The organism is Nostoc sp. UHCC 0302, from assembly GCF_038096175.1.
Lineage (GTDB): Bacteria > Cyanobacteriota > Cyanobacteriia > Cyanobacteriales > Nostocaceae > UHCC-0302.
Map to the genome: position 1 here is coordinate 7,958,137 of NZ_CP151099.1, position 26,153 is coordinate 7,984,289.

The 26,153-nt window shown below is 41.6% G+C and carries 25 protein-coding genes; 9 read left to right on the plus strand and 16 right to left on the minus strand.

All coding sequences use genetic code 11. The annotated features are described in order from the left end of the window. The first annotated feature begins 133 nt into the window (after positions 1-133). Positions 134-877, plus strand: coding sequence for a Uma2 family endonuclease (locus WKK05_RS34460; protein ID WP_341527449.1), 744 nt, complete (start codon positions 134-136; stop codon positions 875-877). Positions 878-1,120: 243 nt separating this feature from the next. Next, positions 1,121-1,831: a hypothetical protein gene (locus WKK05_RS34465; protein ID WP_341527450.1), complete on the plus strand. Its 711-nt coding sequence runs from the start codon at positions 1,121-1,123 to the stop codon at positions 1,829-1,831. A gap of 5 nt (positions 1,832-1,836) precedes the next feature. Here WKK05_RS34465 and WKK05_RS34470 read toward each other — a convergent pair whose 3' ends face one another. The 4 genes from WKK05_RS34470 to WKK05_RS34485 form a co-directional block, all read right to left on the minus strand. Then, positions 1,837-2,268 (minus strand): DUF29 domain-containing protein, encoded by a 432-nt coding sequence (locus WKK05_RS34470; RefSeq protein ID WP_341527451.1) that lies wholly within the window; start codon positions 2,266-2,268, stop codon positions 1,837-1,839. A gap of 177 nt (positions 2,269-2,445) precedes the next feature. Then, entirely contained in the window at positions 2,446-2,940 is a 495-nt protein-coding gene (locus WKK05_RS34475) for a hypothetical protein (protein WP_341527452.1), read from the minus strand. Positions 2,941-3,021: 81 nt separating this feature from the next. Continuing rightward, a complete protein-coding gene (locus WKK05_RS34480) occupies positions 3,022-3,303 on the minus strand; it encodes a hypothetical protein (RefSeq protein ID WP_341527453.1) in 282 nt (93 codons plus the stop codon). Then, positions 3,272-3,559 carry a BrnT family toxin gene (locus WKK05_RS34485; protein WP_341527454.1) on the minus strand — a complete coding sequence of 96 codons (288 nt, stop codon included), beginning with the start codon at positions 3,557-3,559 and terminating at the stop codon, positions 3,272-3,274. The genes WKK05_RS34480 and WKK05_RS34485 overlap by 32 nt, the downstream gene beginning before the upstream one ends. A gap of 108 nt (positions 3,560-3,667) precedes the next feature. Between WKK05_RS34485 and WKK05_RS34490 the strand changes: the two genes are divergently transcribed. Beyond that, positions 3,668-3,805: a ribbon-helix-helix domain-containing protein gene (locus WKK05_RS34490; RefSeq protein WP_341527455.1), complete on the plus strand. Its 138-nt coding sequence runs from the start codon at positions 3,668-3,670 to the stop codon at positions 3,803-3,805. A gap of 94 nt (positions 3,806-3,899) precedes the next feature. Continuing rightward, on the plus strand, positions 3,900-4,175 hold the full coding sequence (locus WKK05_RS34495) for a type II toxin-antitoxin system RelE/ParE family toxin (RefSeq protein WP_341527456.1): 276 nt from the start codon (positions 3,900-3,902) through the stop codon (positions 4,173-4,175). Between the two features lie 14 nt (positions 4,176-4,189). Here WKK05_RS34495 and WKK05_RS34500 read toward each other — a convergent pair whose 3' ends face one another. After that, complete coding sequence (locus tag WKK05_RS34500; RefSeq protein ID WP_341527457.1) at positions 4,190-4,468, minus strand: LapA family protein; 279 nt, start codon at positions 4,466-4,468, stop codon at positions 4,190-4,192. Positions 4,469-4,513: 45 nt separating this feature from the next. Continuing rightward, on the minus strand, positions 4,514-5,971 hold the full coding sequence (locus WKK05_RS34505; protein WP_341527458.1) for a phosphoglucomutase/phosphomannomutase family protein: 1,458 nt from the start codon (positions 5,969-5,971) through the stop codon (positions 4,514-4,516). Between the two features lie 176 nt (positions 5,972-6,147). Between WKK05_RS34505 and WKK05_RS34510 the strand changes: the two genes are divergently transcribed. Next, entirely contained in the window at positions 6,148-7,002 is an 855-nt protein-coding gene (locus WKK05_RS34510) for a PD-(D/E)XK nuclease family protein (protein ID WP_341527459.1), read from the plus strand. A gap of 109 nt (positions 7,003-7,111) precedes the next feature. Here the strand turns inward: WKK05_RS34510 and WKK05_RS34515 are convergent, their stop codons facing one another. Next, entirely contained in the window at positions 7,112-8,782 is a 1,671-nt protein-coding gene (locus WKK05_RS34515) for a transglutaminase domain-containing protein (RefSeq protein WP_341527460.1), read from the minus strand. 297 nt (positions 8,783-9,079) lie between these two features. Here WKK05_RS34515 and WKK05_RS34520 point away from each other — a divergent pair, with 297 nt between their 5' ends. From WKK05_RS34520 to WKK05_RS34530, 3 genes are all read left to right on the plus strand, one after another. Next, on the plus strand, positions 9,080-11,938 hold the full coding sequence (locus WKK05_RS34520; protein WP_341527461.1) for a cation-translocating P-type ATPase: 2,859 nt from the start codon (positions 9,080-9,082) through the stop codon (positions 11,936-11,938). A 162-nt stretch (positions 11,939-12,100) separates the two neighbouring features. Beyond that, positions 12,101-13,267: a DNA replication/repair protein RecF gene (recF, locus tag WKK05_RS34525; protein ID WP_341527462.1), complete on the plus strand. Its 1,167-nt coding sequence runs from the start codon at positions 12,101-12,103 to the stop codon at positions 13,265-13,267. 59 nt (positions 13,268-13,326) lie between these two features. Continuing rightward, complete coding sequence (locus WKK05_RS34530) at positions 13,327-13,734, plus strand: hypothetical protein (RefSeq protein WP_341527463.1); 408 nt, start codon at positions 13,327-13,329, stop codon at positions 13,732-13,734. Between the two features lie 36 nt (positions 13,735-13,770). Here the strand turns inward: WKK05_RS34530 and WKK05_RS34535 are convergent, their stop codons facing one another. Further along, positions 13,771-14,229 carry an MgtC/SapB family protein gene (locus WKK05_RS34535; protein ID WP_341527464.1) on the minus strand — a complete coding sequence of 153 codons (459 nt, stop codon included), beginning with the start codon at positions 14,227-14,229 and terminating at the stop codon, positions 13,771-13,773. Between the two features lie 786 nt (positions 14,230-15,015). On the opposite strand from WKK05_RS34535, the gene WKK05_RS34540 reads away from it, so the two are divergent. Beyond that, on the plus strand, positions 15,016-17,415 hold the full coding sequence (locus tag WKK05_RS34540; protein WP_341527465.1) for a putative PEP-binding protein: 2,400 nt from the start codon (positions 15,016-15,018) through the stop codon (positions 17,413-17,415). Between the two features lie 68 nt (positions 17,416-17,483). Here WKK05_RS34540 and WKK05_RS34545 read toward each other — a convergent pair whose 3' ends face one another. The 8 genes from WKK05_RS34545 to WKK05_RS34580 form a co-directional block, all read right to left on the minus strand. Beyond that, positions 17,484-18,305: a hypothetical protein gene (locus WKK05_RS34545; protein WP_341527466.1), complete on the minus strand. Its 822-nt coding sequence runs from the start codon at positions 18,303-18,305 to the stop codon at positions 17,484-17,486. Between the two features lie 48 nt (positions 18,306-18,353). Continuing rightward, positions 18,354-19,526, minus strand: a complete 1,173-nt coding sequence (locus tag WKK05_RS34550; protein ID WP_341527467.1) for a hypothetical protein — start codon at positions 19,524-19,526, stop codon at positions 18,354-18,356. 232 nt (positions 19,527-19,758) lie between these two features. Beyond that, the gene (locus tag WKK05_RS34555; protein WP_341527468.1) at positions 19,759-20,415 is read right to left on the minus strand and encodes a DUF1361 domain-containing protein; all 657 of its coding nucleotides are present in this window, start codon (positions 20,413-20,415) and stop codon (positions 19,759-19,761) included. An 865-nt stretch (positions 20,416-21,280) separates the two neighbouring features. Further along, positions 21,281-21,760, minus strand: coding sequence for a hypothetical protein (locus tag WKK05_RS34560; RefSeq protein ID WP_341527469.1), 480 nt, complete (start codon positions 21,758-21,760; stop codon positions 21,281-21,283). A 184-nt stretch (positions 21,761-21,944) separates the two neighbouring features. Then, positions 21,945-22,709: an ABC transporter ATP-binding protein gene (locus tag WKK05_RS34565; RefSeq protein WP_341527470.1), complete on the minus strand. Its 765-nt coding sequence runs from the start codon at positions 22,707-22,709 to the stop codon at positions 21,945-21,947. 14 nt (positions 22,710-22,723) lie between these two features. Beyond that, on the minus strand, positions 22,724-23,377 hold the full coding sequence (locus tag WKK05_RS34570; protein WP_341527471.1) for an energy-coupling factor transporter transmembrane protein EcfT: 654 nt from the start codon (positions 23,375-23,377) through the stop codon (positions 22,724-22,726). Beyond that, positions 23,370-24,293, minus strand: coding sequence for an energy-coupling factor ABC transporter permease (locus WKK05_RS34575; RefSeq protein WP_341527472.1), 924 nt, complete (start codon positions 24,291-24,293; stop codon positions 23,370-23,372). The genes WKK05_RS34570 and WKK05_RS34575 overlap by 8 nt, the downstream gene beginning before the upstream one ends. Before the next feature lie 618 nt (positions 24,294-24,911). Beyond that, a complete protein-coding gene (locus tag WKK05_RS34580; RefSeq protein ID WP_341527473.1) occupies positions 24,912-26,078 on the minus strand; it encodes a hypothetical protein in 1,167 nt (388 codons plus the stop codon). Positions 26,079-26,153: the final 75 nt, after the last annotated feature.

Here is a 26,153-nt window from a genome sequence, read left to right on the forward strand (position 1 = left end):
AAAACATTGACTACTATCTGTTAACTTGGAGTAAATAAAATTAAAAAATCTGCATTATCCAAAGTTTGTGTAATTCAAAAAACTAAATTACTTTTCTCCAATCTCTTAGACTTAGCATCTACCAATACCACTCATGTTAAACTACAACCCATTACACTGTTTGCCATCTTCCGAAGAGCTACCTGACTCAGAGGATACACCTGTGGATAATGAACTACAAGATTTAATTCCCGGCTTGTTGAAAGCGGTGCTGGCTTTGTTTTGGTCAGAACGTTGGGATTGGTTTTTTGGCGTTGGGATGGGCATTTATTACGACCCAAATAAATCGGCTATTGTCCCTGATGGGTTTCTCAGCGTGGGAGTTAAGCGTTTTATTGATGAGAATTTACGCTTTAGTTATGTATTGTGGGAAGAAAACAAACTGCCAATTTTAGCAATAGAGGTTGTTTCCCAAACATATCAGGGAGAATATAGTAGCAAGAAAGAATTCTATGCTAAAGAATTAGGAATTTTGTACTACGTTGTATATAGCCCTTTACGTCGTAAAAAGCCACCTTTGGAAGTGTATTGCTTAGTGGATGGCGAATATATCCTAATGTCAGGAAATCCGGTTTGGCTACCAGAAATTGGTTTAGGAATTGGGCGAGAACGCGGAATTTATCAAGGTATAGTGCGGGAATGGTTGTACTGGTATGACGAGCAAGGGCAAAGAGTGCCAACCCCAGAAGAACGCATCAGGGAAGCCGAAGAACGCGCAAATTTTGAGCAACATTTGCGCGTGCAAGCAGAACAACGGCGTGCAGAAGCGGAACAACGAGCGCAAATACTAGTGGAAAAGTTAAAAGCACTTGGTGTCGATCCAGAGACTTTAGCTTAAAATTTCTTATTGTCTAAACCAAATTCACATACATATAGATACAGCAAACTTTAGGTAGAGTGGGCAATTAGCCCACCCTTGTATCTTAGAAGCCCTAACTAAGCTTTAAAATTTTCGCTGTTTGAATGTTAATTGGTTTGCTATTTAGGGAATTATATCTATAAAGTAACTCATCGCTTGACGGTAAAATCCGTAAAAGCTTGTTGCTAAATAAATCTATTTAAAAAAACTTTCAGATAAAATATGCAAGTTAAATTAGGATTTGGTGCTATCCCAAAACCTCAATATGTCTTTGTCAAAAAAGATAATGATTGCTGTTGGTATATGCTTGCTGAAGATAACAGACGTATTCCAATTTACGAGAGAGCGTTAACTGGAGTGATAACAGGAATAGAAGTTGATAGAGAAGTTGAAAATACATTTGGTCTAGACAAAAAAACAAATTTGTATATTTTGGCAGACAAACCTTATATCATTCAATCAGGAAATGATACTTACTTTTCCAAAAGTCTATTGTTGTCTTTAGATACCCTTACTTCTCAACAAGTGAGTAATCCACTTACTATCAGCGTGAAACCTGGAGATAAAACAGTAGTCTTTTGCAATATTTACGATCCAGTTACTTATCAATCTATAGGTGTAAGTTGGGACGGACATAAAGAAATTGACTGGCAGGCTTTAGGGCAGAAAGTAAGTTTAAAAATTAACGGTAATCAAAATTTAAATCAAGGTCAAAGAAAAATATTCACGAATGCAATAACGGCTGAACTACGTGAGGCTTTTATAGTTCAGAGTGATACATATTTAGCACAATTAAATTGGACTCCAGATCAGGGAAGAGAGTTTTTACAACAACAATATGGCAAGCGATCGCGTTTACAACTTTCTGATACAGAACTTATAGACTTCATTGATTACCTGAAGCTGCAACTAACACAAAGCTATCAAACTTAGCTGCTTTACTCTGGTAACCAGTCTTCATCCAAAATTAACTCTAAAGAATAAGTACACTCTTCTGGAAACACGGAAATTAGCATACCTGTTTGCTTGACTGCTTGACGACGCGCTCTTTGATAGCTCTCCTCAAGTTGCTCTATAGGATAACCCTTGAGACTAGGACTATCTTTAAGGGCTAAATCAATCTGGGTACGAGCATCAGTGATGGAATCCAGCCAACTATCTGAGCGGCGTTGAGGTTGATACTGCCACTTGAGCAGATGTAGTAACAGGCGAGTTAGTTGACTGGTAATACCTCGCCGTTCGCTCTTGCCCAAGTCTTCAACCTCTGCAATCAGATGTTCCACATCAATTTCATGCCAGCGATGCGATCGCAATAACTGGGCTGTTTGTTGAATCCACAAATTAAAATCTGCTCTATAAATTGCGCTCACGACTCGCCTATTACCTGATTGAACATTGTCACTAGCTGAGCTTTACAGTGTTTCGATACTAACGTGATCGCTCCTTATATCCATTGAGTTGAGGTGTTAGCTTTTGAGCAATGTGATTGCACAAGTTATGTAGTTGCTATAGTTACATCAACTCAAGCTAAGGAAGGGAGCCATTTACTACACTTTAACTAAACTGATACCAGTAATGTTGTGAAAACAAAATATTATAACAGTCAAAATTAGGCTAGTTAAGAACGCAACAATTGCATCATTTAAAGCTTTTTCAATCCATTGAGGTGAGTTTTCCGCTAGATAGTGACGTACAATTAACAAAATTGGAATAAGTGAGATACTTGTCCAACCAACTATACTACCCATTAGAGCAGTCAGAAGGTTTAGAACACTTCCTGCTAAAACAGCAAATACCCAATGTACAACCTTTAGAGTGCGTATCACACTAACAACAAATAGAGCAACTGTACCGCCTAATGCATAGCCAAAAATGCCAAAAATAATTATATAAAAAATACCTGTTTGTATCTGTGCTAGGTCTGTGACATCAGCAGAGTTAAAGTCAATAAGCCCAGATACTAGAATTGCTAGGCTACCCAAGCCCATACCCAAGCAAAGTCCCCAAGTTGTTCCTTTTTTTAAGTTATCCGAAAAATTCATAGCGTCGGTCTTTGAAATCAGTAAGCTGCTTAAATTATTCCCAGTTACAACACGGAATTAACGAATTAACTAAAATCATACTTAGTTTCCATTTTTCGCCTCAGACGTTGGATAAGCTTTGTGTGCTTCTGCATAAATCTTTAATGCGAAAGCCATCTGTTGTTCAGCAGTATCTCCCTGTGATTGGAACCAAGCAAAAGTTTCAGGATCTAACTGAACTGTAATTTTTACAGTTGACTTAGGCATTCGCAATTGTGCTTTAGCAAAAAACTCATCTGATAAGGGTGGGATATCTGAGGTGTCGATATCTTCGTCGCTCATGGCATCGATTCTATCCCAATCGGTTCTTGAGGTGTTGTTCATAGCGTTTTCGTTCGTGAGATTGTGCTTTTCGTAATGAGATGATCCGAACTTTTCCTTCATCAGGCTCGGTGTAAACAACTACTACGACTCGTCCATCAAGTAATCCAATAGCAATATACCTATCTTCACCATAATCCTCTCGCTGATCAAGGTATGTAAGCATCGGTAGATTAAAAATACGAAAAGCATCAGCAAAGTCAAAACCATGCTTTGTTATATTGCTTTGGTTTTTACGCTCATCCCACTCAAATTGCATGAATACAATAGTAAATCAATTCATCTGGTATTTGAAATTCACCTTGTGCGGTACATTGCGTTATCTTGCAATGCTATACGATGCAATATAACTGGAACTGATGGGACAATGAGCAAAGAAAACATTACGTTTCGGATAGATAGCGATAAGAAGGCTGCACTAGATGCGATCGCCGCAGGAATGAATCGCGATCGGAGCTATGTGTTGAATGAGGCGGTAGCCGCTTATCTAAAGACGTATCAATGACAAATTGAGGAAATTCAAAAGGGGATTGCTAAAGCAGACACTGGAGACTTTGCAAGTGATGAGGAAGTAAAAGCGGCTTTTGCAAGGCTAACCAATGCAGGTTAAGTGGCTACGTCGTGCGCTTCGTAATCTGGAACAAACTCATAGTTATATCCTCAAAGAAAATCCAGAAGCAGCACAGGGAGTAATCTTGAAGATTCAAAGTGCTGTGACTCAACTTGAGAATTATCCTTTTATGGGGCGACCTGGACGGATAGAAACTACAAGAGAGCTTGTCATATCTAGCACACCTTATATTATTTACCGTGTCAAAGAAGAGTCTGTAGAAATTCTTCGGGTTCTCCACACATCAAAGCGCTATCCAGATTGAAGTTTTTTTAACCCTCAAAAATCTTCATCATCGACAAAAAATTCAGCGTCGTCTTCCAATCTAGAATTACCTTGTCCAGAACCAGCAAGACCCCAGAGTGGTTGTAAAACTGCCATAACAATTAACCCCAAAGCAGCGCTGAAAGCTAGGAATAAACCCACTGGTATCTGAACCGATTGGAATGTTAAGAATTTTAACGATACTGGGGTAGCATTTTGGACTGAAATAATCGCGATCGCTACTACCCAAATAGCTATAACCAGAGATGTTAAAAAAGGAGCCAGAGTTTTCATCTTTTGTATACAAATTAGAAGTTAAGAATTGCTAAGTTATAAATCTTAACTCTTACTGATTAAACTGCTACTTACTGCCTCTAGCTTAGCAATTACGCTCTCCAACTCTTGAGCAATTTGGGTAAGTTTTTCAGGAGAGTTAGTTTCTAGGTAGACGCGCACCAATGGTTCTGTACCGGAAGGACGCAATAAAACCCAACTTCCATCTTCTAAATACAGCTTAATACCGTCTTTATGCCCAACTTCTTTGACTATAATCCCTGCAACTACTGTAGGTGGGTTTTTGGTAAAGGAGTCGATAACAGCGACTTTGTGGGATTCAGTAAGGTGCAAGTCAAGGCGTGTGTTGTAAAGCGAGCCACCAGCTTCGGTGATTGCTTCTTTTACCAATTGACTCAAAGGTTTACCTTCATAAGCGATCGCTTCTGCCACTAGCATATCGGCTAAAATCCCATCTTTCTCAGGAATATGGCCAAGTATGCTTAAACCGCCTGATTCTTCCCCACCAATCAGCACGGTAGTTTCTCGCATCTTTTCACCAATGTATTTAAAGCCTACTGCTGTTTCATAAATTGGCAACCCATATTTAGCCGCGAGATTGTCCAGCAGATGGGTTGTAGCCACAGTGCGGACGATCGCGCCGCTTTTACCTTTATTTTTGATTAGATGACGTGCTAGCACCAGCAGCACAGTGTTGGGGGTGAGGACGGTTCCTTGTTCATCGACAATGCCAAAGCGATCGCTATCTCCATCTGTCGCCAAACCCAAATCTGCTTGATCACGGCGTACTGCTTCTATTAACCCAACTAATTGTTCTCCTTTGGGTTCTGGCATCCCGCCACCAAATAATACATCTCTCCAAGTGTGGAAACTTTCTAACTGCGTGCCACTGTGTTGTAAAACTTCATCTAAATAGCCGCGAGAAGTAGAATATAAGGCATCGTACTTTACTTTTAAATGAGCGCTCTTGATCCGCTCAACATCAAGTAGCGTATAGATAAATTGCAGATAATCCGGTTTCGGATCGAAAATAGAAATAGAACCCAACGGGCTGCTACTAGGCAGTTCATCCGATGCACTTTTTATATTTGCCACAATAGTATCAGTAATTTCTGGAGTGGCAGGCCCGGCATAATCGGGTATATATTTAATTCCACAGTAGGGTGCTGGATTATGACTAGCGGTAAACATTAATGCCCCGGCCGAATTGAGGTGACGGGCGTTGTAGGCAATTACTGGCGTGGGGCAATCTCGATCAGTAATTTTCACAGTCCAACCCAAATCTGCCAAGACTTGGGCGGCTGTGTGGGCAAACCGGTCAGCTAAAAAGCGAGTATCGTAGGCAATAAGTACTGTTCGATCTTTGCTATAGGCTGTTTCCAAGTAACTGGCGATCGCCCTTGTTACTTTCCGTACATTCGCGAAAGTAAAGTCATCGGCAATAATTCCTCGCCATCCATCAGTGCCAAATTTTATCTTGCTGCAATTGCCACTGGCGCTCATTTTTGCCACTCTCTCCCGTTTCTCATTACTTCTATTAGGAAGCTTTTCGCAAAGCGTATGTAGCAGCAAGTATCTCCCGAAGTTCAGCAGCCTGGACTTGGTGAAGAGCTAGCCCTAACAGCCCAAGCCACGCAAGAGACTTCTCCACTCGTATTTTCTCTCACTCTCTCTGAGCAATGTCAACCCCTGATCGACCTTTTGCCAGCTACCACCTTTGGTCTTTAGTTGCCCCAGCGACAGGGCAAGAACGCTGGCATTGCCAGATGAGACGGGGGTTTATCAAAGCGCGGCAACACGAACCACAAGTCAAAGCCTTGTTAGCAAAAGCTACTGCACCCCAGCGGATTGGGATACTTGCCCAAAAAGGCGTTTATGAGTTTCATCATCACAGGCATCTTCTAAATCAATCTGATGGTGTAGAAAAAGTTGCGCAGCTACTGAAATTAGCCAACTCAAGCGATCAAGTCCAGCAACGCGTGCTGCAAATTTTGCAAAAATATCATGATGCTCCGTTGCTTTTAGATAAAAACATCATCCAATTAACTCCGGGCGATGAAGGTTTTCCCAAACCGATAGTAATTGAACAAGAAGATTATTGTTTTCGCTTATATGCGGCTATGGACTGCGTTTTCATTGAGTCTGATAGCACTTTACATATTTTAGATTTCAAAACTGGGAAATCTGCTTTTGATAAACGACAAGCTCTAGTTTACTTATTAGCAGCTCGTTATCTTTATCCGGGAAGACAAGCTGTCGCATCATTTTATAATCTAGAAATATCTAAGAAATCTGAGTTAATTAGCATCAACAATAGCGAATTTAAATCCTTAGAATTTGAGTTAGCTAATATTGCCCATAAGCATCAGCATGATTTGCACAAATATCAGAAAGAGACTAGTAACTTTAGTAAAGTTTTCCCACCGAATCCAGGTTCTCACTGCCGCTTTTGCCCATTTAACTCTATCTGCGAGTTTGCTAATTTAAAGCAGTCTCAATCATATCCACTGCCAAGCTTGAGAGTTAATAGTTGAATGCAAGTGTAGGTATTGTGGTTAACCAAAGAGTATTAAGGTGCGTTAGCCTACGGCATAACACACCCTAACTGCTTCATTTCCAATGCCCCATGCCCTGTGCCCTAATTCAAAATGGTGGTAATTCTTTAAGAATTGTAAAGCGAATATGATTAATTGCTAAATCACCAATGGGGATATCTTCTTTAGTTAGCCGTTTACCTTGACTAGTTACAACCTCAAAAGTAATACCTTTGCCAATTTCAATGTGATACCAGCATAAGCCCATAAAAAAGCGTGTGGGATAAGGGCCACCATAACCAATATCATCAGGATTCGATTCCATTGGCAACCAGCCATAATTCGGTACGTAGAACTCTAGCCAAACATGATTAAAGTCAGGCTGTAGAGGTACACCCTGGTGTTCGCTATTAGGAGGACACTTATATCTACCGACAGTCCGGCAAGGGATACCATTCAAACGGCATAGGGCGAGTAAGACACCCACATATTCGCCACAGGAACCAACACCGCGTTCTAAAACCACATCTGGTGTATCAATATATGGCTTAATACCATAAGATAATTCGTCATATACATAGTTACGGATGTTATACATTTTCCGTAACAGATTGGTTTCAGAACCAATTGCTTCTTTGGCAGAACGGCGAACAATGGTACTATCCATTGCTAAATCGTCATCATCCACCAAATAACGAGCTTGCACCTCTGGTGAAAGGTCAGGAATATCTTCAACATCTCTAGGTGTAATTCGATACTTAATTCCTCTGACTTCTAAAAGAGCTTTCCAGCCAAATATATGCCGTTCGCCAGGGCTAAGGGAATCAAATTTAAACACTGCCACACGCTGCCCGTCTACTACTTCTTCAGTGAAGGGTATACCAATGGGTTCAACGTGTTTCACTTTTTGACGGTCAGTTTCCGATGGTAGAGCGATGCGCCATTCAACATCAGGTAAATACACCTCATCTAATGGGGCTATTTCCTCAGCATAGGACATTTCAATGAGATAGCCATTAGAGAGGGCGTAGTGTTTATCTGGCTCGTAATGATAATGCAGAGGATGTATAAAAGTCCGATCGCGGTATGTTAGCTCATGATTTGGGTCAGCATTTGGGTTATCCCGAATATAAGGCTCCTCAGAGGCGTAAGCAACGAAGAGACTTTCCTTACCTGTATCGCCATCTTGATGTATCGCTATGCCAGTGGGAGAGTCAAACGGCGTTAAGACACTAAATATAAGTTCTCCAGTCGCCCTGTCCATTGCGTAAACTGTTTGTTCAGTGCGATCGCAAATCCAAAGCCTTTCCTGGCTGACTACTAAATTTTCCACCCCCACACCAGGAGCGTAAAACCTGGCAATTTCTTTGCGTGTCTCGCTGTCATAAATCAGAATATAGCCAAGTTTTTGGCAACTGACGTAAACTGTCGATTCCCAAACTGCAATGCCATTAGCGGGATAAGGCAATGTGACAAAATGCTCTAAAGCCAAATCAGTAAAGTTGGATATATAAACACTGTTATCACGGGTCACCCACAGAGTATCTTCCCACACCGCTAAACCAGTGACATCGCAAAATTCTTTAACTTGATGTGGATTGAGAATTTTGCTGTTGTCAGAAATAGGGTCAATTTCTAGTAAATGCCCTTTAACACTGTCAATAGCGATGAGTTTATCTTTAATAAAAGCAATGCCACATAGGGTAGCAGCCGTAAGTGGTCGAATTATCCTTTGCCCAAACATCTGGCTAACGGTCAAACTGGGGAGTGCAAAACTCATATTAAGCATATTTCTTTAACGGTTTAGCACGCCTAGAATAAATTATGGTATATCCTCTGTAACCAAACCTACATACATTACTCACAATTATCACAATTATCAGTAATATATGTTCCAAAAAACTCTTTCGTTAGAAATAACACTTACTATGTCAACAGAGGAGAAATTGGCAAATGTCAAAAACTACATTTGCGCTCCTAAAGCTTGGAGACAAGCTTAATGTAACTTTAGTTGATGGAATTCCTGCCATCACTAAATTATGATCGAATTTTGTAACCATTTCCTGTGACCTACACGATGTCTGCTAATTCTTTGCCTGAAGGTGCCGCCGTTTGGCATAGTTTAGAAGTTGATAAAGCGCTAGACCTGCTTGATAGTAACGCAGACAGTGGCTTAACATCCCAAGAAGTTCAACAGAGGTTGCAAGAATACGGGCCTAATGAACTAGAAGAAACTGCTGGCCGTAGTGCTTGGGAAATTTTACTTGATCAGTTCAAGAACATCATGTTATTGATGCTGATTGGTGTAGCCCTAATTTCTGGTTTTTTAGACTTGATGGCTTGGCGATCTGGCAGCTTGAAACCTGGGGAAGTGCCATTTAAAGATACGATCGCTATTTTGGCGATTGTCATCCTCAATGGCGTACTCGGTTATGTCCAAGAAAGCCGTGCTGAAAAAGCCTTAGCAGCCCTGAAAAAACTCTCATCTCCTTTAGTGCGAATCATCCGTGATCGTAAACTGCTGGATGTCGCCGCCAAAGAACTAGTACCAGGGGATGTGATGCTGCTGGAAGCTGGGGTGCAGATAGCCGCAGATGGACGTTTGATAGAACAGTCTAATTTACAGGTACGTGAGTCGGCACTAACAGGTGAAGCCGAAGCTGTAAATAAACAAGCAGTATTACAACTGCCTGAAGAAACAGATTTAGGCGATCGCATTAATTTGGTATTCCAAGGAACCGAAGTAGTCCAAGGACGAGGTAAGGTTCTAGTAACCAAGACTGGAATGCGAACGGAACTCGGTAAAATTGCCGCCATGTTGCAGGCAGTGGACAGTGAACCCACCCCTTTGCAGCAGCGGATGACGCAATTAGGCAACGTTCTAGTTACGGGTTCTTTGATTCTTGTGGCGATCGTCGTCATCGGCGGTGTTATCCAGGCAAGAGGTTTTAGCAACATCCAAGAACTGCTGGAAGTTTCTTTAAGTATGGCTGTTGCTGTAGTTCCAGAAGGTTTACCTGCTGTCATCACCGTCACCCTGGCACTGGGAACTCAGCGGATGGTACGTCAGAAAGCTTTAATCCGCAAACTGCCGGCAGTAGAAACTTTGGGTTCTGTCACAACCATCTGTTCTGATAAAACCGGTACGCTGACACAGAACAAAATGGTGGTGCAATCAATTTACACGAATAACAAAACCTTTCGTGTCACCGGACAAGGTTATGCGCCTACAGGGGATTTTCAGTTAGATAGTCAAACAATTCCTGTAGATGAGTATCCAGAAATCCCAGCTTTGCTAGTCGCCTGTGCTGTTTGTAATGACTCAGTGCTGCAAAAAGAAAACGGCGAATGGGCGATTTTAGGAGATCCTACAGAGGGCGCATTGATTACACTGGCGGGCAAAGCCGGAATTGAAAAAGACCAGTGGAATAGTAAATTACCCCGTGTTGCGGAATTTCCCTTTTCCTCAGAACGCAAGCGGATGAGTGTAATTTCTCAGGTGGAGCAAGTAGCAACAGGTGAAGCCTCCTTGAGCGCAGTAGACCCAGCGATCGCGGGTCTTTTACAATCTGAAGGCTACTTAATGTTTACCAAAGGCTCACCAGAGTTAATCTTGGCACGTTGCGCTCAGCTTCATTTGGGTAATCACTCAGCCCCCTTAACCGATGAGCAACGCCAGCAAATTCTGGCAGCCAATGACGAAATGGCAAGTAAAGGTTTGCGGGTGCTAGGTTTTTCCTACAAACCACTTGTAGAAGTACCACCAGAAGGTTCAGACGAAACATCCGAGCAGGGGTTGGTGTGGCTGGGATTAGTCGGTATGCTAGATGCACCGCGCCCAGAGGTGAGGGCAGCTGTGCAAGAATGTCGAGATGCAGGCATTCGCCCAGTAATGATCACTGGCGACCACCAGTTGACAGCCAGAGCGATCGCTGCTGATTTAGGAATTGCCCAAGAAGGCGATCGTGTTCTCACAGGTCAAGAATTGCAACGGATGAGCGACCAAGAACTAGAGGACAATGTTGACTTGGTGAGCATTTATGCTAGGGTCGCCCCAGAACACAAACTGCGAATTGTCCAAGCACTACAACGTCGGGGCCGATTTGTGGCAATGACAGGCGATGGTGTCAACGATGCCCCAGCTATCAAACAAGCTGATATCGGGATTGCAATGGGCATCACTGGTACTGATGTGAGTAAAGAAGCCAGTGACATGGTGCTACTAGATGACAACTTCGCTACCATCGTCGCCGCTACTAAGGAAGGCAGAGTTGTTTACACTAACATCCGCCGTTTTATTAAGTACATTCTGGGTAGTAACATTGGCGAAGTCCTGACAATTGCCGCTGCACCTTTAATTGGTTTGGGAGGCGTTCCCCTGACCCCCTTGCAAATTCTGTGGATGAACTTGGTCACAGATGGTTTACCAGCCCTCGCATTGGCTGTGGAACCGCCAGAACCAGACGTAATGAAACGTCCGCCCTTCAGCCCCAGAGAAAGTATTTTTGCTAGGGGCTTGGGTTCTTATATGATTCGCATTGGTATCATCTTTGCCATTATCTCCATTGCCTTGATGTGGTGGGCTTATAACCATACCCATGCAGAGGGTTATCAAGGCGATCGCGATGCTTGGAAAACAATGGTCTTTACCACGCTCTGTATCGCCCAAATGGGTCATGCGATCGCGATTCGTTCCAATAATCGACTGACTATCGAGATGAATCCCTTCTCCAATATTTTTGTGTTAGCGGCAGTTGTCGTCACAACGATTTTGCAATTGATGCTAATTTATGTCCCGCCTCTGCGAAATTTCTTTGGTACTCATTGGCTAAGTCCAACGGAGTTGTGGATTTGTATTGGCTTCAGTGCGCTGATGTTTGTCTGGATTGAATTGGAGAAGCTTTTCTTGCGGCTTATGGGTAAGAGGAGTGTGTGAAAAAGTTATGAGTGAGGAGTTAAGAGTTATTAATTATAAGTTTTTAACTCATAACTCCTCACTTCTGTAGAGACCCCATTCATCGCGTCTCTACTCATAACTTCTGTACAGACGCCATTCATCGCGTCTCTACTCATAACTCCAGACTCCTCACTTTTGACTATGTACCTCAAAACTCTACACCTCCGACAATTTCGCAATTACCAAGACCAGAAGGTTGAGTTTTGTGCTGCCAAAACAATTTTGGTCGGTAATAATGCTCAGGGAAAGTCGAATTTGTTGGAGGCGGTAGAGTTGCTAGCGACATTGCGATCGCATCGGATGGCACGCGATCGCGATTTAGTCCGAGAAGGAGAAACTGCCGCTCAAATTAATGCTAACCTTGAGCGCCAAACAGGTACGAGTGAACTGACTTTAACCCTACGGCGTAATGGTCGCCGTAGCGTTGCTCTCAATGGCGAATCTGTGCGCCGTCAAATGGATTTTCTCGGTGTCATCAATGCAGTGCAGTTTTCTAGCCTTGATTTAGAACTGGTACGCGGCGGCCCAGAAGGTCGCCGCGATTGGTTAGATACACTTTTAATCCAACTTGAACCAGTTTATGCTCACATTTTGCACCAATACAATCAGGTGTTGCGGCAGCGCAATGCTTTTTTAAAAAAAACTCAAAGCTCAACACTCAACAACGCCAGTCCACTCAAGTTAGAAGATTCGCCCACCCGTTTAGCGACTCAGCACTCAACAGAATTAGCTTTGTGGGATGCACAGTTAGCTACCACAGGAACAAGAGTCATTAGACGACGCGATCGCGCTATACAGCGATTAGCTCCTATCGCCACAGCTTGGCACGCCAGCATCAGTGGTAGCACAGAAATTTTGCAAATTAAGTATGCGCCTAACGTTCCTTTGGAAGATAGCCATCCCGAAGAAGTACAACAAGCTTTTTTAGCAAAAATTCAGCAACGAGCCATTGCTGAAATCCATCAAGGCACTACCCTTGTCGGCCCCCATCGTGACGAAGTAGAATTAACTATTAACCAGACACCTGCCCGTCAATACGGTTCTCAAGGTCAGCAACGAACCTTAGTTCTAGCTTTAAAATTAGCAGAATTACAACTAATAGAAGAAGTAGTTAAAGAACCACCACTGTTATTGCTTGATGATGTTCTTGCCGAACTAGATCCATCTCGGCAAAATCAATTGCTTGATGCGATTCAAGACCGCTTTCAAACCCTGATTACTACTACTCACTTGGGTTCTTTTGATTCCCAGTGGTTGAATTCCTCGCAAATTCTATTTGTGAAGGCAGGAGAAATATCACCAAAGTAGTACTTTGTCGCCAGTTGTTAGTCTTTAGCTAATGACAAATGCCCAATAACAAATGACCAATGACAAATGACGTAGTTAATGAAAATGAAATTGCATCATTAGGTGCATCTTTACGCCCGATTGAGCAAAAGCTATTAAAACAAGGTAATAAACCAGGTTTGAGCAGAATTTGGTTTCAAGGAGAGGAACCTTATTTTGATGTTTTTTTGGAATTGGATAATGATGAAATAATATGGTTTCAATTTACCTTACGGGGTAAAACGCTTTCTTGGGATAGAAAAAAACCAGGATGGCAAACAGGCATCACAAATGAATTCAATATTAATGATGTGAGTTTTTACGCAGCTAGTAAAACAATTGACAATGACCATAAAATTGATGGAGAATTCATCAATTTAGTTAAATTAATTCTCCAAACTAGGACAGAGGAAACTATATTCGCTAAGGCTTTAGAACTGTTTAATTAATACTTTATCAGTTATAATTTGCTTATAAAATCACCATTAATCCCGTTTTTCGAATTTCTTAAAAACATTCAGAACTAGATAAGTTAGTACAGCACCAATTAATCCTAACTGCCACAAACCACATCCAGCAGCAATTCCTAAAGCAGCCGAAACCCAAATAGCAGCTGCTGATGTGAGTCCGCGAATTTCCATTTGCTGTGATTGTTGAGAAGATTGACGCACAATTTCCCCAGCACCAAGAAATCCTACGCCTGCTGCAATACCCTGTATCACACGGCTAAGAGCATCAGAGCTAGGTTGCATTCCAGCTATTTGCAGAGGTATGAGAGTAAATATAGCTGAACCAAGAGTTACCAGCATATGAGTTCTTAAACCAGCAGGTTTATGCCTAATTTGGCGTTCTAAGCCGATAATTGCTCCAATAAGTAATGCAGTGCATAACCTGAAGCTTAGATTCAACCAGTCGGAAGATGAGAGATAGGAAGTACTTGACAATGTTTGGTTTGGTGTAGGAACTTTATATACTTAGTTAATAGGTATTATATTTCTAAAAATACTCAAAAAATATTTTAAACTATTTGTTTACAAACTTTATCCTAATTAGGATGCAACAACAGCCTAGAACAATCCTATTTGATTTGTGAGAGTTGAGAACACATATCCCCGGTTTATTTTAGAAGTCGGGGATTTTCTTTCTTACGAGTGATTTATAATTACTATATATCTTGTTTGCATTTTATCTATTAGGAAATAGTTTTTTAAATGTAAGGGAATTTATTTTGTTTTTGATAATTTTCCTAATTAGGTATTATTCTCACCAAGAAGACCAAATTTTAATGATGGGTTATGGTAAATGCCATATATTGAGCAAATGGCATGACTTGTAACTTGATTAAATAATTGTTTGATTATTTTAACTCATTAGGTCATAACACATTACCTCTAATTGCTCGATTTAACCATACACTCAATAATTGAATACGATAACGCTATGTATATCTTGAGCGAACAACTAAACCTGCTGGTTCATGAAAGGGATGACTTGTAAGTGGGGAGTAAGGAAGCTACTTTCATAATTTGTAGTTTAGGAAGAGTATAGGGGCTGCCTCTTATATAGTTAGCTCCTTCTTGCACTACCAATTAACCACTAACTAGATCGGCAGAATTAAACGTAAGTGCTGGAAACTAGTTCTAGTAGGCGGTCAGTGGATTAGCAACTGACAACTTACTAGGAGGATACTGCTGTAATAAAAAACTGACAACTCATAACTAACAAATTGGGTGGACAAACTCTACTGGCTTGACAAAATTAAACTACAAGACCGTGCCAAAGTAGGTGACAAAGCATTTTACTTGAGCAGAATCATGCAACGTGGCTATCCTGTAGTGCCTGGTTTTGTAGTTTCGGCAGAAATTTTACGACAATTTCTGGAAACTCTGAACAGTTCAGAGTCCTTAGTTGCTGATTTACCCTATTCTTCATTGCACTTAGATGTCAATAATTGGCGACAACTTCAACAGGTAGCAGGTCGCTTGCGTCAGGAGATTATCACTGCGACTGTGCCACCGCAGTGGGTAAATACAATTTTTCAAGCAGCTAGAGAGTGGCAAACTCAATGTTTAATTTTTCGACCTACCTTGTCAGTATCAGGGGTTACCCAAGGAAAGGCGAATATGTCCGGGTTATTGGAGTCAGTGTTTTGTCAGTACGATGAAGAAGCGATCGCTACAGCTTTAAAACGTACTTGGAGCCAGATGTTTCGTGCCAGAAGTTTACTATATTGGCAGCGGACAGGAATTAATCTCCAACAAATTAATTTAGCAGTGTTGGTGCAACCTGTTGAGAATGCGATCGCCAGCGGCTTACTTCATGCCAAATCTCCTGGCTGGGAAATCGAAGCCAGTTGGGGATTAGGAGTGGCGATCGCCAATGGCGAAGTACTTCCAGATGTCTACTACATTCAAAACGAAACTGGGGTTGTGCTAGAGCAACAGCTGGGTAATAAAATGCTGGCTTATCGTGTTGATAATGCAGCAACTTTAGCTTCTTCGCAACCCGTGCCAAAATCATTGCTAACAGTAGATAACAATTGTTTAGTTGCCTACTTACTTGAGCAAGCCCAACAAAAACAGTATGCTTTGCAAGAACAATACCTACAACAAGTTATTGCTCTAGGAAATCAACTGGTAAGTGAATTTGGTAAAACCTTTACCATCAAATGGACACTTGCTCAGGAAAGCCCAGATCCAAAGCTTTACCTAACACAAGTTAGCACTCCCCAATCTGTAATTCCTAATGTCCACTTTCTTAAAGGACTAGGAGCAGCAAGTGGACGTGTTATGGCGACTGCTCATGTAATCACTAATTCTCAACAGAAACCAGAACAACTACCTGAAGGAATAATTTTAGTAATACCAGCAATTACACCTGATTGGTTACCACTATTACAAGATGTAGCGGGAATTATCACTGAGCAAGGTGGGTTAACTAGCCACGCTGCGATTCTTGCTAGAGAAATGGGTCTTGTAGCAGTAGTGAGCGCCACATCTGCCACAACCCTTATTCATACTGGCGAACGATTGCTGCTTGATGGCGATAGGGGAGAAGTGTATCGGCTTAGAGGAGATGGGAAGGAAGGGGAGATAAGAGCAGGAGGAGAGGGGGAACCCCTGGTCTCCTCTGGAGATAAGGGGGTAAGGGGGCAAGGGGGAGAAAATCTTCTTTACTCACATGAATCTCTCATCGCATCAACACCTTCTCTTACCCCTAACTTGCCGATGATTGCTACCCAATTGCTGGTTAATCTCAGTCAATCCAGCTTGATAGAGCAAGCACAAAGCTTATCAGTTGATGGGGTGGGATTATTGCGTTCCGAGCTGATGGTACTCAATATATTAGAGGGGCAGCATCCGAATAGTTGGTTATTGGGCGGGCGTCAGCCAGAATTGTTAGAACGCTGGTCACAACAGATTATGCAGTTTGCCCGTGGCTTCGCACCAAGACCTGTTTTTTATCGTTCTTTAGATTGGCGATCGCAAGATTTACCATCATTGAGGGATAGTTTAGAATCTTCGCCACAGTCGATGTTGGGTGAGCGGGGAACCTTCAGTTATTTACGGAATCCCGCCGTGTTTGAGTTGGAATTAAAAGCTTTGGCTACAGTACAGCAAGCTGGCTACAGTAACATTCACCTAATTTTGCCTTTTGTTCGGACTGTAGAAGAATTCGCCTTTTGCCGCCGCAAAGTTGAGCAAGCAGGATTAACCGATGTATCCCAGTTTCAATTGTGGATCATGGCAGAAGTGCCAAGTGTATTGTTTCTTCTGCCAGAATATGTCAAAGCAGGTGTAGCTGGGATTTCGATTGGGACAAATGACTTAACGCAACTACTATTAGGAGTTGATCGCGAACAAGGACAATTTGCCAGAGTATTTGATGAACGTCATCCAGCGGTAATGCGTGCGATCGCCCAACTCATCGAAATGGCTAAAAATGCGGGGATTCCCTGTTCAATCTGCGGACAAGCACCAGCGCTCTATCCTGAAATCATTGATAAATTGGTGGAATGGGGGATTACTTCTATTTCCGTGGAACAGGAAGCAGTCAAGCGAACATATCAAGCGATCGCTCGTGCCGAACAACGCCTAATTTTAGCAGCTGCGCGACGTGAGTTGAGATAGAGAGTCAACCTACATTTAAATTTCATAATATAGCTTGAAATATTAGCGCCGATTTAGTTAAGTGTTATTTACTTGAGGTAGCCAGTTTCCCGCAAAAATTTACGTAAATCGGCGAAGTATTGAGTCCGATCGCTTTTTTTGTAAGCTTGTTGTACTCGTTGCCAACCATCCTGCTCTTGACCCAACAGATACTTATCTGCTAGGTAAGCTGATAAAAACCCTTTACCATCATCACCTTGTCGCCGTGCTTCAGTGTAAGTTTGCCATAACTCAGAGGCATGATTAAAGATTAATTTGGGATAGCGGCGGGTAATATCTATCATTTCGCCTTGGCGATATTGCCAAATTTGTAAAGGGTAGCCAGAAGCAGCATAAGCAGTAAAAGCATAGGCAAAGCGATCGTCCCGACTCTCAAACTCAAAGAGTCCGTCTTTATCTAAATCTTTAAGTACATAGCCACCATTACCCCATTCATGGCGAATCTTAGTATACTTTTGGGTTTGGCGATCATAGCGGTAAATCAATGAATAAGTACAACAGTGCGCTCCACCTGTAAAGAAATCAGCAATTACTTCCGGTTCTTTGTTACCGTCTAAGTCTCGCACTGGCAACTGCTCCTGATTATCTCCCAATAAATCCGCTATGGGTCTGTCATATTCACTTTCTTGTGGCAGCTTTTGATCTAAAGTAGTTTTACCTGCTCGGATAATTTTTAGTCGTACATTTTTATACTGATATTCTTCTGGCTTATCATAAGATATTTCTGCTTGCACATTCCCCAATTGTCCGGTTACTGTTTTTGCTGTAGCAGGCTGGGCAAATGTAGTAGCTGCGTTTAAGAGTGCTAGAGCGATGATAGATTGCTTAATTAAAAAACGAATATTATCCATTGTTGGTGTTGTATAAAGCACAGACAACTATATACAACACCAAAATATTTAATATCGGAAAATTGCTGCAATGGGTGTGCTATATGGTACTTGTTCTGGCGGAACGGCGTAGACTGTACCACCGTTTAATAAGGTATGAGCAGCAGCAAAATCTAACAAATCCTCATCGCCAGTTTCTTTTTCTTCATGCAAATAAACCGTTTCGGAACTGGGATCGAACAAACCCCATTGCTGTTGACCAACTGTAACCAGCAATGAATCAACTCGTTGGTAATAAGCTGCTGGAATAATTTCTTGGAGATTGTTGGTAGCTTTACCAGTGTCACCGCCAAACAGTTCGTGAAAACGTTCTAAAACATCTTGCTGTGACTTCTGAAAATCAGCCTCGACAATCGGCCAAGCTTGGTCATGTAATTCTTTTGCACTGAGAATTTCTGGATTCCCAGTGATACCTTCTTCCATCAAATGCTGGTAAGTATTTGCTTGTCTATACAAGGGTAAAAGATAGTCTACCCCAGCTATTACCAAAGGTGCTTTTTGCGATCGCAGTTTCTCGTGCAATGCGCCATCTATGATGTAAAAGAATTGGAGAATATCTTCTTGGTGCTTATCTCTATCAGGGCTGCCTTGCCCGTGAAACGAACCTGGTTGTACAAAAGAATTTGCGGTTCCCCCTTTCGGTGTTGCGATTCGGAACTGGCCTTCTTTAGCAGTCTCATCTCTTTGCAGCGCTTCATCCAGACTTTTAGGCAGATTTTCTACTTCTACTTCATCAATGCTGTAGCGGGTTCCCTCGAAGAATCTGACATCTTTTTGACTCAAAGCCAACACGTAAAAACGGCCATTACCATTTAAAATCGGCAGTAGCGGCTTGACATGAAATCTATCTGTAACCACAACTAACTCTTGAAAATTAAAGGGTAAGTTGTAGTACTGAAAAATATCTTCAGATATAAAAATTGCCAGTCCTTGCTCTCCCCACTGCTCCCAAAAATCTGGGGTATCAAGTTTGGTAGCTTTTTGCAGCAATTCTGTGGCTTGTTTTTCTTCAAGACCTGCATCAATCAAGCGAGCTTCCGCCTCTCTAATTAAATTCTTAAATCGAATTGGGTCTTGTCGCACTTCTGGCCCGGCTGGGTGCGTTGGCATATAAATTGAAACACAATTTCCTTTTGGCTGTTCTAGTAATTTCTTTATTTCCTCTTTAGAGATTAATTGCATTTTATAACCCTCCTGTCCAAATAATTAGAGCCATCAAACCAGACCATTGATATTTAATCTTTTGCTCTTTATTTATTTGACTTCACGGAGAGTTAACTTTCATCTTTCTTTTGACAGGCAATAGCCGTCAAAAGTATTAACAATCGTAAATTTTAACCCAAAAATCACAGTAGTTATAAGTGACGAAATCTTGGCAATAGACTTATCTCAAAATTCACAATTAGCACGTTGCTCAAATGTTTGGGGTGTTAGAGTTCGCTTTTTTTGAGTTAATATCTATTGCAGTTTGCGATCGCCCCAGGCTTAAAGTTACTCTTTGCATAATCCAGTACAAGCCTGCAAGTACCACAAAGGTGATAGCAATAATTACCAAGGGCTGTTTTCCAAGAATTTCCTCGACACCTCTGGTTAACACAGCATCGGGTTGAGTAATAAAATCCCAACTGTTAAAACGCAAAAACCGCCCCCAATAAATACCAACAGCACATAGAGCATGAGTAATCAACTCAGCCCTTAGAATCCATTGGCTCTTACCGATGCGGTGTAAGTAGTAACCCCAGTTAATTAAGGATATTACGTAAGCTTCAAATCCAGCCAGAATTGCTAGTAGGTAAACAGGAATTAACACCAAAGTAATTATCCAGACAGATTGAACTGTGCGGATATCGTCTATGAGGTGAATTACATCAGTCAATAAATACGGAGCATTGGGTAAGAAAGCATAAAATACTACGAATCCTAGCCACCAAAGCCAAGAACGCCCGCGCTTGAAACGAAACAGCCAAACACTTAAAGCTAAAGGTATAAAAGCCAGAAATAAATTCCAAGTCATCCAATTCATATTAATTTTCAATACCTGTAAGACTCTGGTTATTAATTCTTCTTTCATAGGTGCTAACTCGTAACAGGTGTTATATGTTTGAATTCGCTCTTTAGTGTTAGTTTTAACCTTCGTGATTAACTGATACTGTCAAATTGCTCAATCAATCGACTTAAGCCACTAGTATAGCCAGAAAATCATTAACGTAAAATCAACCATAAAAAGGAAGTCTGAACAGCAATTTTGCTGCTCAGAATTCCTGTACAGTTTTCTCGCTACAATGTTACCCTTGTGCTAACTATGATATTTATTTCATACTGGCGTGCTTAATTTCCAGAAGCATAGTAAAGCTTTTTACCAAAAATGCCAATGATCTACTCTAGAAATAAAGCATGAAACTGGAGTCTCAAGAGAGGTTGAAAATAATTTTGCAACCTCTTAAGACTTAACATACTAGCACTCGACTGCGTGAGGCGATCGTTGGCTTGGATGTATCGTTTCTGGTATTTATTCTGACTCGCGCCAATACTTCTGTTGACAGTCAAAATAGATGCGTCTCAGAAATTTTCCTATAAAATAAGTGATAACAATTACTAATATATTATATGTAATAGAATATATTAGCCAAGTTTGAATGGCTAGGACTGTACGCGATCGCATTTGTATTACTGCTTAATGCGTTAGCTTAACATTTACATAACTTATGGCAGAGCGAAAATTTTTATACCCTCAAAAACTTTTGATGACAAAAGCCTTGAAATTTTTTCCTATAAAGGATTACAGGTTGAAAAATTTTAAGTTGCTGAAATCATTTCAGTTAAAACTTTTAGGTCTGCTTGCCATGATCACTGCTTTCAATACCTATTGAGCCTATTTTTGAGGAAAAATAAGGCTCAAATATTACGTCTTTTGCAGATCCGATTTCCCAAGTGGATTATTCAGGCCGGCTACAGTAGTTATTCAAATCCTTCACTAACGCATCTGATTTTTTGCCAACAGTTGTAGCTGCTGTCGTTAGTGCTGAATCGATTTCTGCTCTAGCCTTTTGTATTTGTTCTCTACCAGATGTTGAGGCTTGTGCGTTCTTGGCTGCACCAAGAGCCTTAGCGGCTTTAGCGATCGCTTTACTAAGATTATCAAAAACGTTCACAAAACCGCTTTGAAATTCTTTCAGCTTGGGATCTGTTAAATTCAGCTCCCGAATGGATTTAGTTACAAATTCCAAATCCTTTGACAGTTGCAAGCTGGTGATCACTTGCCTCCCTTTATTTTGATCAATGAGAGAAGTCCCTTCATTCACAACCTTAGTCAGTCGCTGACACTGGGAGATTTTATTCTGGTTGCAACTAGTAGCTAACAAAGCAATGCTCAGGCTAACAGGAGCAATAAAGGTATATTTACGCAAAACAGACATTGATACCACAACAGCATTAAAAACCAGACTATAGTACCCAATATTATGAGCCAAGTTTGGGGAAGATTAGGGGCAGGGGAGCAGAGGGCAGGGAGATATATTTTAGAATGTAACAATCAGTTCTTGATACTCGTGAACAAGCATAAAAACTCCACTTTTTTGCTCCTCAGCCTCTCTGCCAGGATTACCAATCTACTGGCAAACCCAACTGGTCTAATCTATCTCCGTCTTTTAAAAGTGGCTGAATGTCACTGTCTATCTGAATACGACCATCAGCAAGTACTAAAGCACGTTGGGTAACTCTGCCTAACCAATGTAGGTCATGGGAAGCAATTAACATTACTTGCACAGGTAAATTTAACAACACTTGTGCCAAGTGTCGCCGCCATGCTGGATCTAGTCCGTTAGTTGGCTCATCCAAAATCAAAATTGTCGGTTCTAATGCCAAAATCGTGGCTAGGGCAGCAAGGCGTCTTTGTCCACCAGATAGTTCGTGGGCGGAACGGTGGGCGTAAGCTTCTAGCTCAAAATCAGCTAATAATTGCCTGGCCTGATCGCTTGCCTCTGCTGGTGGTACACCATAGTTGCGTGGCCCAAAGGTAACGTCTTCTAAAATGGTCGGCATAAATAATTGGTCGTTGGCATCTTGGAAGCTAAAGCCAATTTGACGACGGACTTGGGGCAGAGTTCTAGGTTCTACTAAGATGCCATTAATCCAAATTTTTCCGGTTTGCGGTTGTTTTAAGCCAATCAGGTTCTCTAGTAATGTGCTTTTTCCAGAACCAGTGGCTCCCATCAATGCCACGCGATCGCCTTTGTTCAAAGTAAAAGAGATTTCTTGTAATACTGGTTCTTGCTGGGAATAGGCATATCCCAAATTCTGAACCTCGACCACAGCACTGTGGGAGTTACCGATTGGAGGTTTGGTTTTAGATGTCAAAGATTTCAAGATTCACAACTGCGTTAAATTCGGTAAGAAGTTAGAGTCAAACAAGCAGCGATCGTCCAAGCTGTTAATAGGACAAAACGCTCTTTTGGTCTAAAAGCGGAATCTATGGGCAATTGCCCGTTGTAACCACGCGTAACCATTGCCGCGTAGACTCGCTCTGCCCTATCTAAACTGCGGAGATACAAAGCTCCGATCATGGAAGCACTAGCATAGCGCAGCCATCCCGCAGTACCATTCAAACCGCGTAATTGAGCGCTGCGCTGCATACGCGTAACTTCTGATAGCAAAATTTCCATGTATTGCCCAGCTAATAGTAAATTTTCCTTTAAAGGTGCTGGTACAGGTAAGCTTTTCAGGGCGATGCCGAAACTGTGAGGCGGTAAGGTCAACAAAAAACTATTCATAGCTATCAGACAAATCAACGAACGAACCAGCAAAAAGCTAGCTCGCTCCCATCCCAAGGGCAATGCAAGTAATGATAAGAAAATCAATTCAGTACCAAGTAATCCTCCTAGTTTGAGAATTGGGACGCGTAACAGTCCAGCCCACAAAAGTGCGATCGCGCCATACGCAGCCAAACAATACCAAGCATGATGCTTTAATAAAGCTGCCCCGACCACAATCACCAAAGACAATTGCAAGCGTAACGGCAAGGAAAGTTTAAGCATCCTTTGGTTTCACCACCTTAGCAATCCCAAAGGCTACAGCAAAGCAAACCGCAGCTCCTATAAGTCCAGCAATACTAGTGCCAATAGTCCCTAAACCTTCAATACCGTAGTTAGCCAAGGGTGTTGGTACAATTACTCGCACTCTATCGGCTAAATTAATAAAACCTGCGTTTTGTGCCACTTTTTCTAAACCATCAGGCCAGGCTGAGGCAAACAGTGACAGCACACCTGCAATCAGGAAAATACTGACAACTGGTATCGACCACCCACGAAACTCATGCTGTTCTCCTGGTAACAAATCTGGTCGTGCAGTGGACAGGTAATTCAGCACACCGCCAGTAATTAACCCTTCGCCAATAGCAATCAGAATATGCACACCACTCATAGCTGGTAAAACTATTGCTACGGGTGCAGTTCCAGAAAGGGCTAACTCAATGGCACAAGCGATCGCGGCTACGACTACACTGACACCAGCTGCTATGCCAGCAGCAAAAGGTAAGCGTCCTTTAGAACCGCCGAACAGCCGCTGCAAGGTTTGGGTTAAACCCCAGCCAACCCAGACACCAATCACTGCCATGTTTAAAATATTCGCTCCCAAGGCTGTGATGCCACCATCAGCGAACAGTACAGCTTGAATTATTAATACCGTGGCGATAGACAACGTTCCCGCCCAAGGACTCCCCAAAACGATCGCTGCTAAGGTTCCCCCTAACAAGTGACCGCTTGTACCTCCTGCTACAGGAAAATTGATCATTTGGGCAGCAAAAATAAAGGCAGTGGTTAAGCCTAAGATGGGAGCGCGACGGATACCAAAAGCTTCTTGCGATCGCCTAAAGGCTACAAACAGCGCTGCCGCACTGACTAAACCAGCAGCTGCCGCCACCGGTGGAGAAACAAATCCATCAGGAATATGCATTATTAACCCTGTATTTCTTGTTGTTTATCTACACAAATTAACTAATATAACTACAGCATCAAATTAATAACAAACAAGATTTTTACTACTTTTGCAATGCCCTGTTGGGGGATTTTCTAGTATTACTTAAGAGATATAGCCAATAAAATATAGATATAATAATATACTTTTCTTTTTTTAAATAAATTTTTGTTAATTATATTTTTATTATTAATCACGAAGGTAGGGAAGGTACAGAAAAAGAGAGGCTCCCTCAGAGCCAAATTTCGGAGCTTCCTCGATTAGCTCTAGCTCATCCCTTTGCGTGGACTGCGAAGCTTCCAAAGAGCAAGCAGAAAAACAAATGACAAATATCAAAAGTAGCGAAATAAGTTTAATATCCTTGATCGCAAGCGTTCTAAAACTGGCCCTTCTTCAGCTACCCCCTCAGCAAATAACATCTCATCACCGGGAATTCTAGCTGTCAATCTTCGTTGCTATTAAAATCCCACGCGATGCAAAATTTGTAAAAGTTCAGCAGAGGAGATAGTTAACATGACGAAGTATAAACATGAAAAAGAAGCGATCGCTTGCCTCAAAATCATTAATTCCCGTTCAATACCATGAACGCTAATGTTACTAATTTATCCTTACTTGTGGTTTTCGCCATTGCTGTATTAGCAAGCCAATTACCATACCAATGCCGACAATAGCAGTAAAGTAAAATAAACCAATCAAGCGGATATAAATTGGTGGTGCGATACCCTCAACTTCTATTTCCTGTGCCACTTTCACCGATGGAAATTGACGGTTAGAACCAGGCTTAGGAGTTACTTCCACTTCGATTTTATGAGGTGAGCCATCAAAAAATTGTTCAAGCCATGTTAACTTGCCTTCTTGGTCAGAAACTCCTTTGTAGCTAAAGACTGTTAAATTATGTTCTAGAGCGATCGCCTTTACCTGCAATACCGCATTCTTAACGGATTGTCCTGTTGTAGCATCTTTCACCTGTATCGCTAAATTTGCAACTTTTCCTACAGTCGCGGTTTTATCTCCCTCAAGTTTGACTTCCAATCCCTGAGATTTTTGGACTGATGGTGCAATGGCTTCACTACTGCTTGAGTGTCCACTGCCATGAGCTTCTGCAACTTCTGCACTAATATTGATAAATAATAAAGTTACTATAGCTATCACTGTTAACGCACTTAATAACAGACGCACTGATTGCGGCGCAATTTCTCCTTCTCGCAGTTTTTCTTGTCCACCAATAACCCAACCACCTAATAATCCAACTGATAATAAAATAGCGGCAACAACAACAAAATATTTATATTTAACTGGATTTTCTCGGACTTTCAGATTTAAAGTTTGCTGATAGGGAGTAAACGTATTTGCTATCAAGGGAGAAACATTTACCCGGAGTTGATAATTTCCACGGATGGGTAATATCTGTTGAATTTCTAGCTTTCCATCAGGTGCAACCGCATCCATTTGTAGTAATTTTGTTCCCTCGACAATAGGAAAATCTGTTGTCAACCAAGGGTTCGGCGGCGATGTGAAAATTTGTAAGCCAATTAAAGCATTTTCTAATGGTTTACCCGCAGCATTAACAGCTTGTAGTGTAATGGTAACAGGATTTTGTGGTTTTTTCGCTTCTGCTTCAAAAGGAAGAATACGTTCTATAGGTGGGTTTGTGGAGAGTATCACTCTGGAAACAGGAGTTTGGGAAACCCCCACAAAGGAATAAACAATTGACAATAAAATGCAAAAAGTGGCAAGAACCCCAAATATTCGATATTTTTTCATAAAACTTGATGACAGTGTAGCAATAGTGTACCTTCTGCGACTAATAGATTGATAAAAGTGGGTGAAATTAACCCA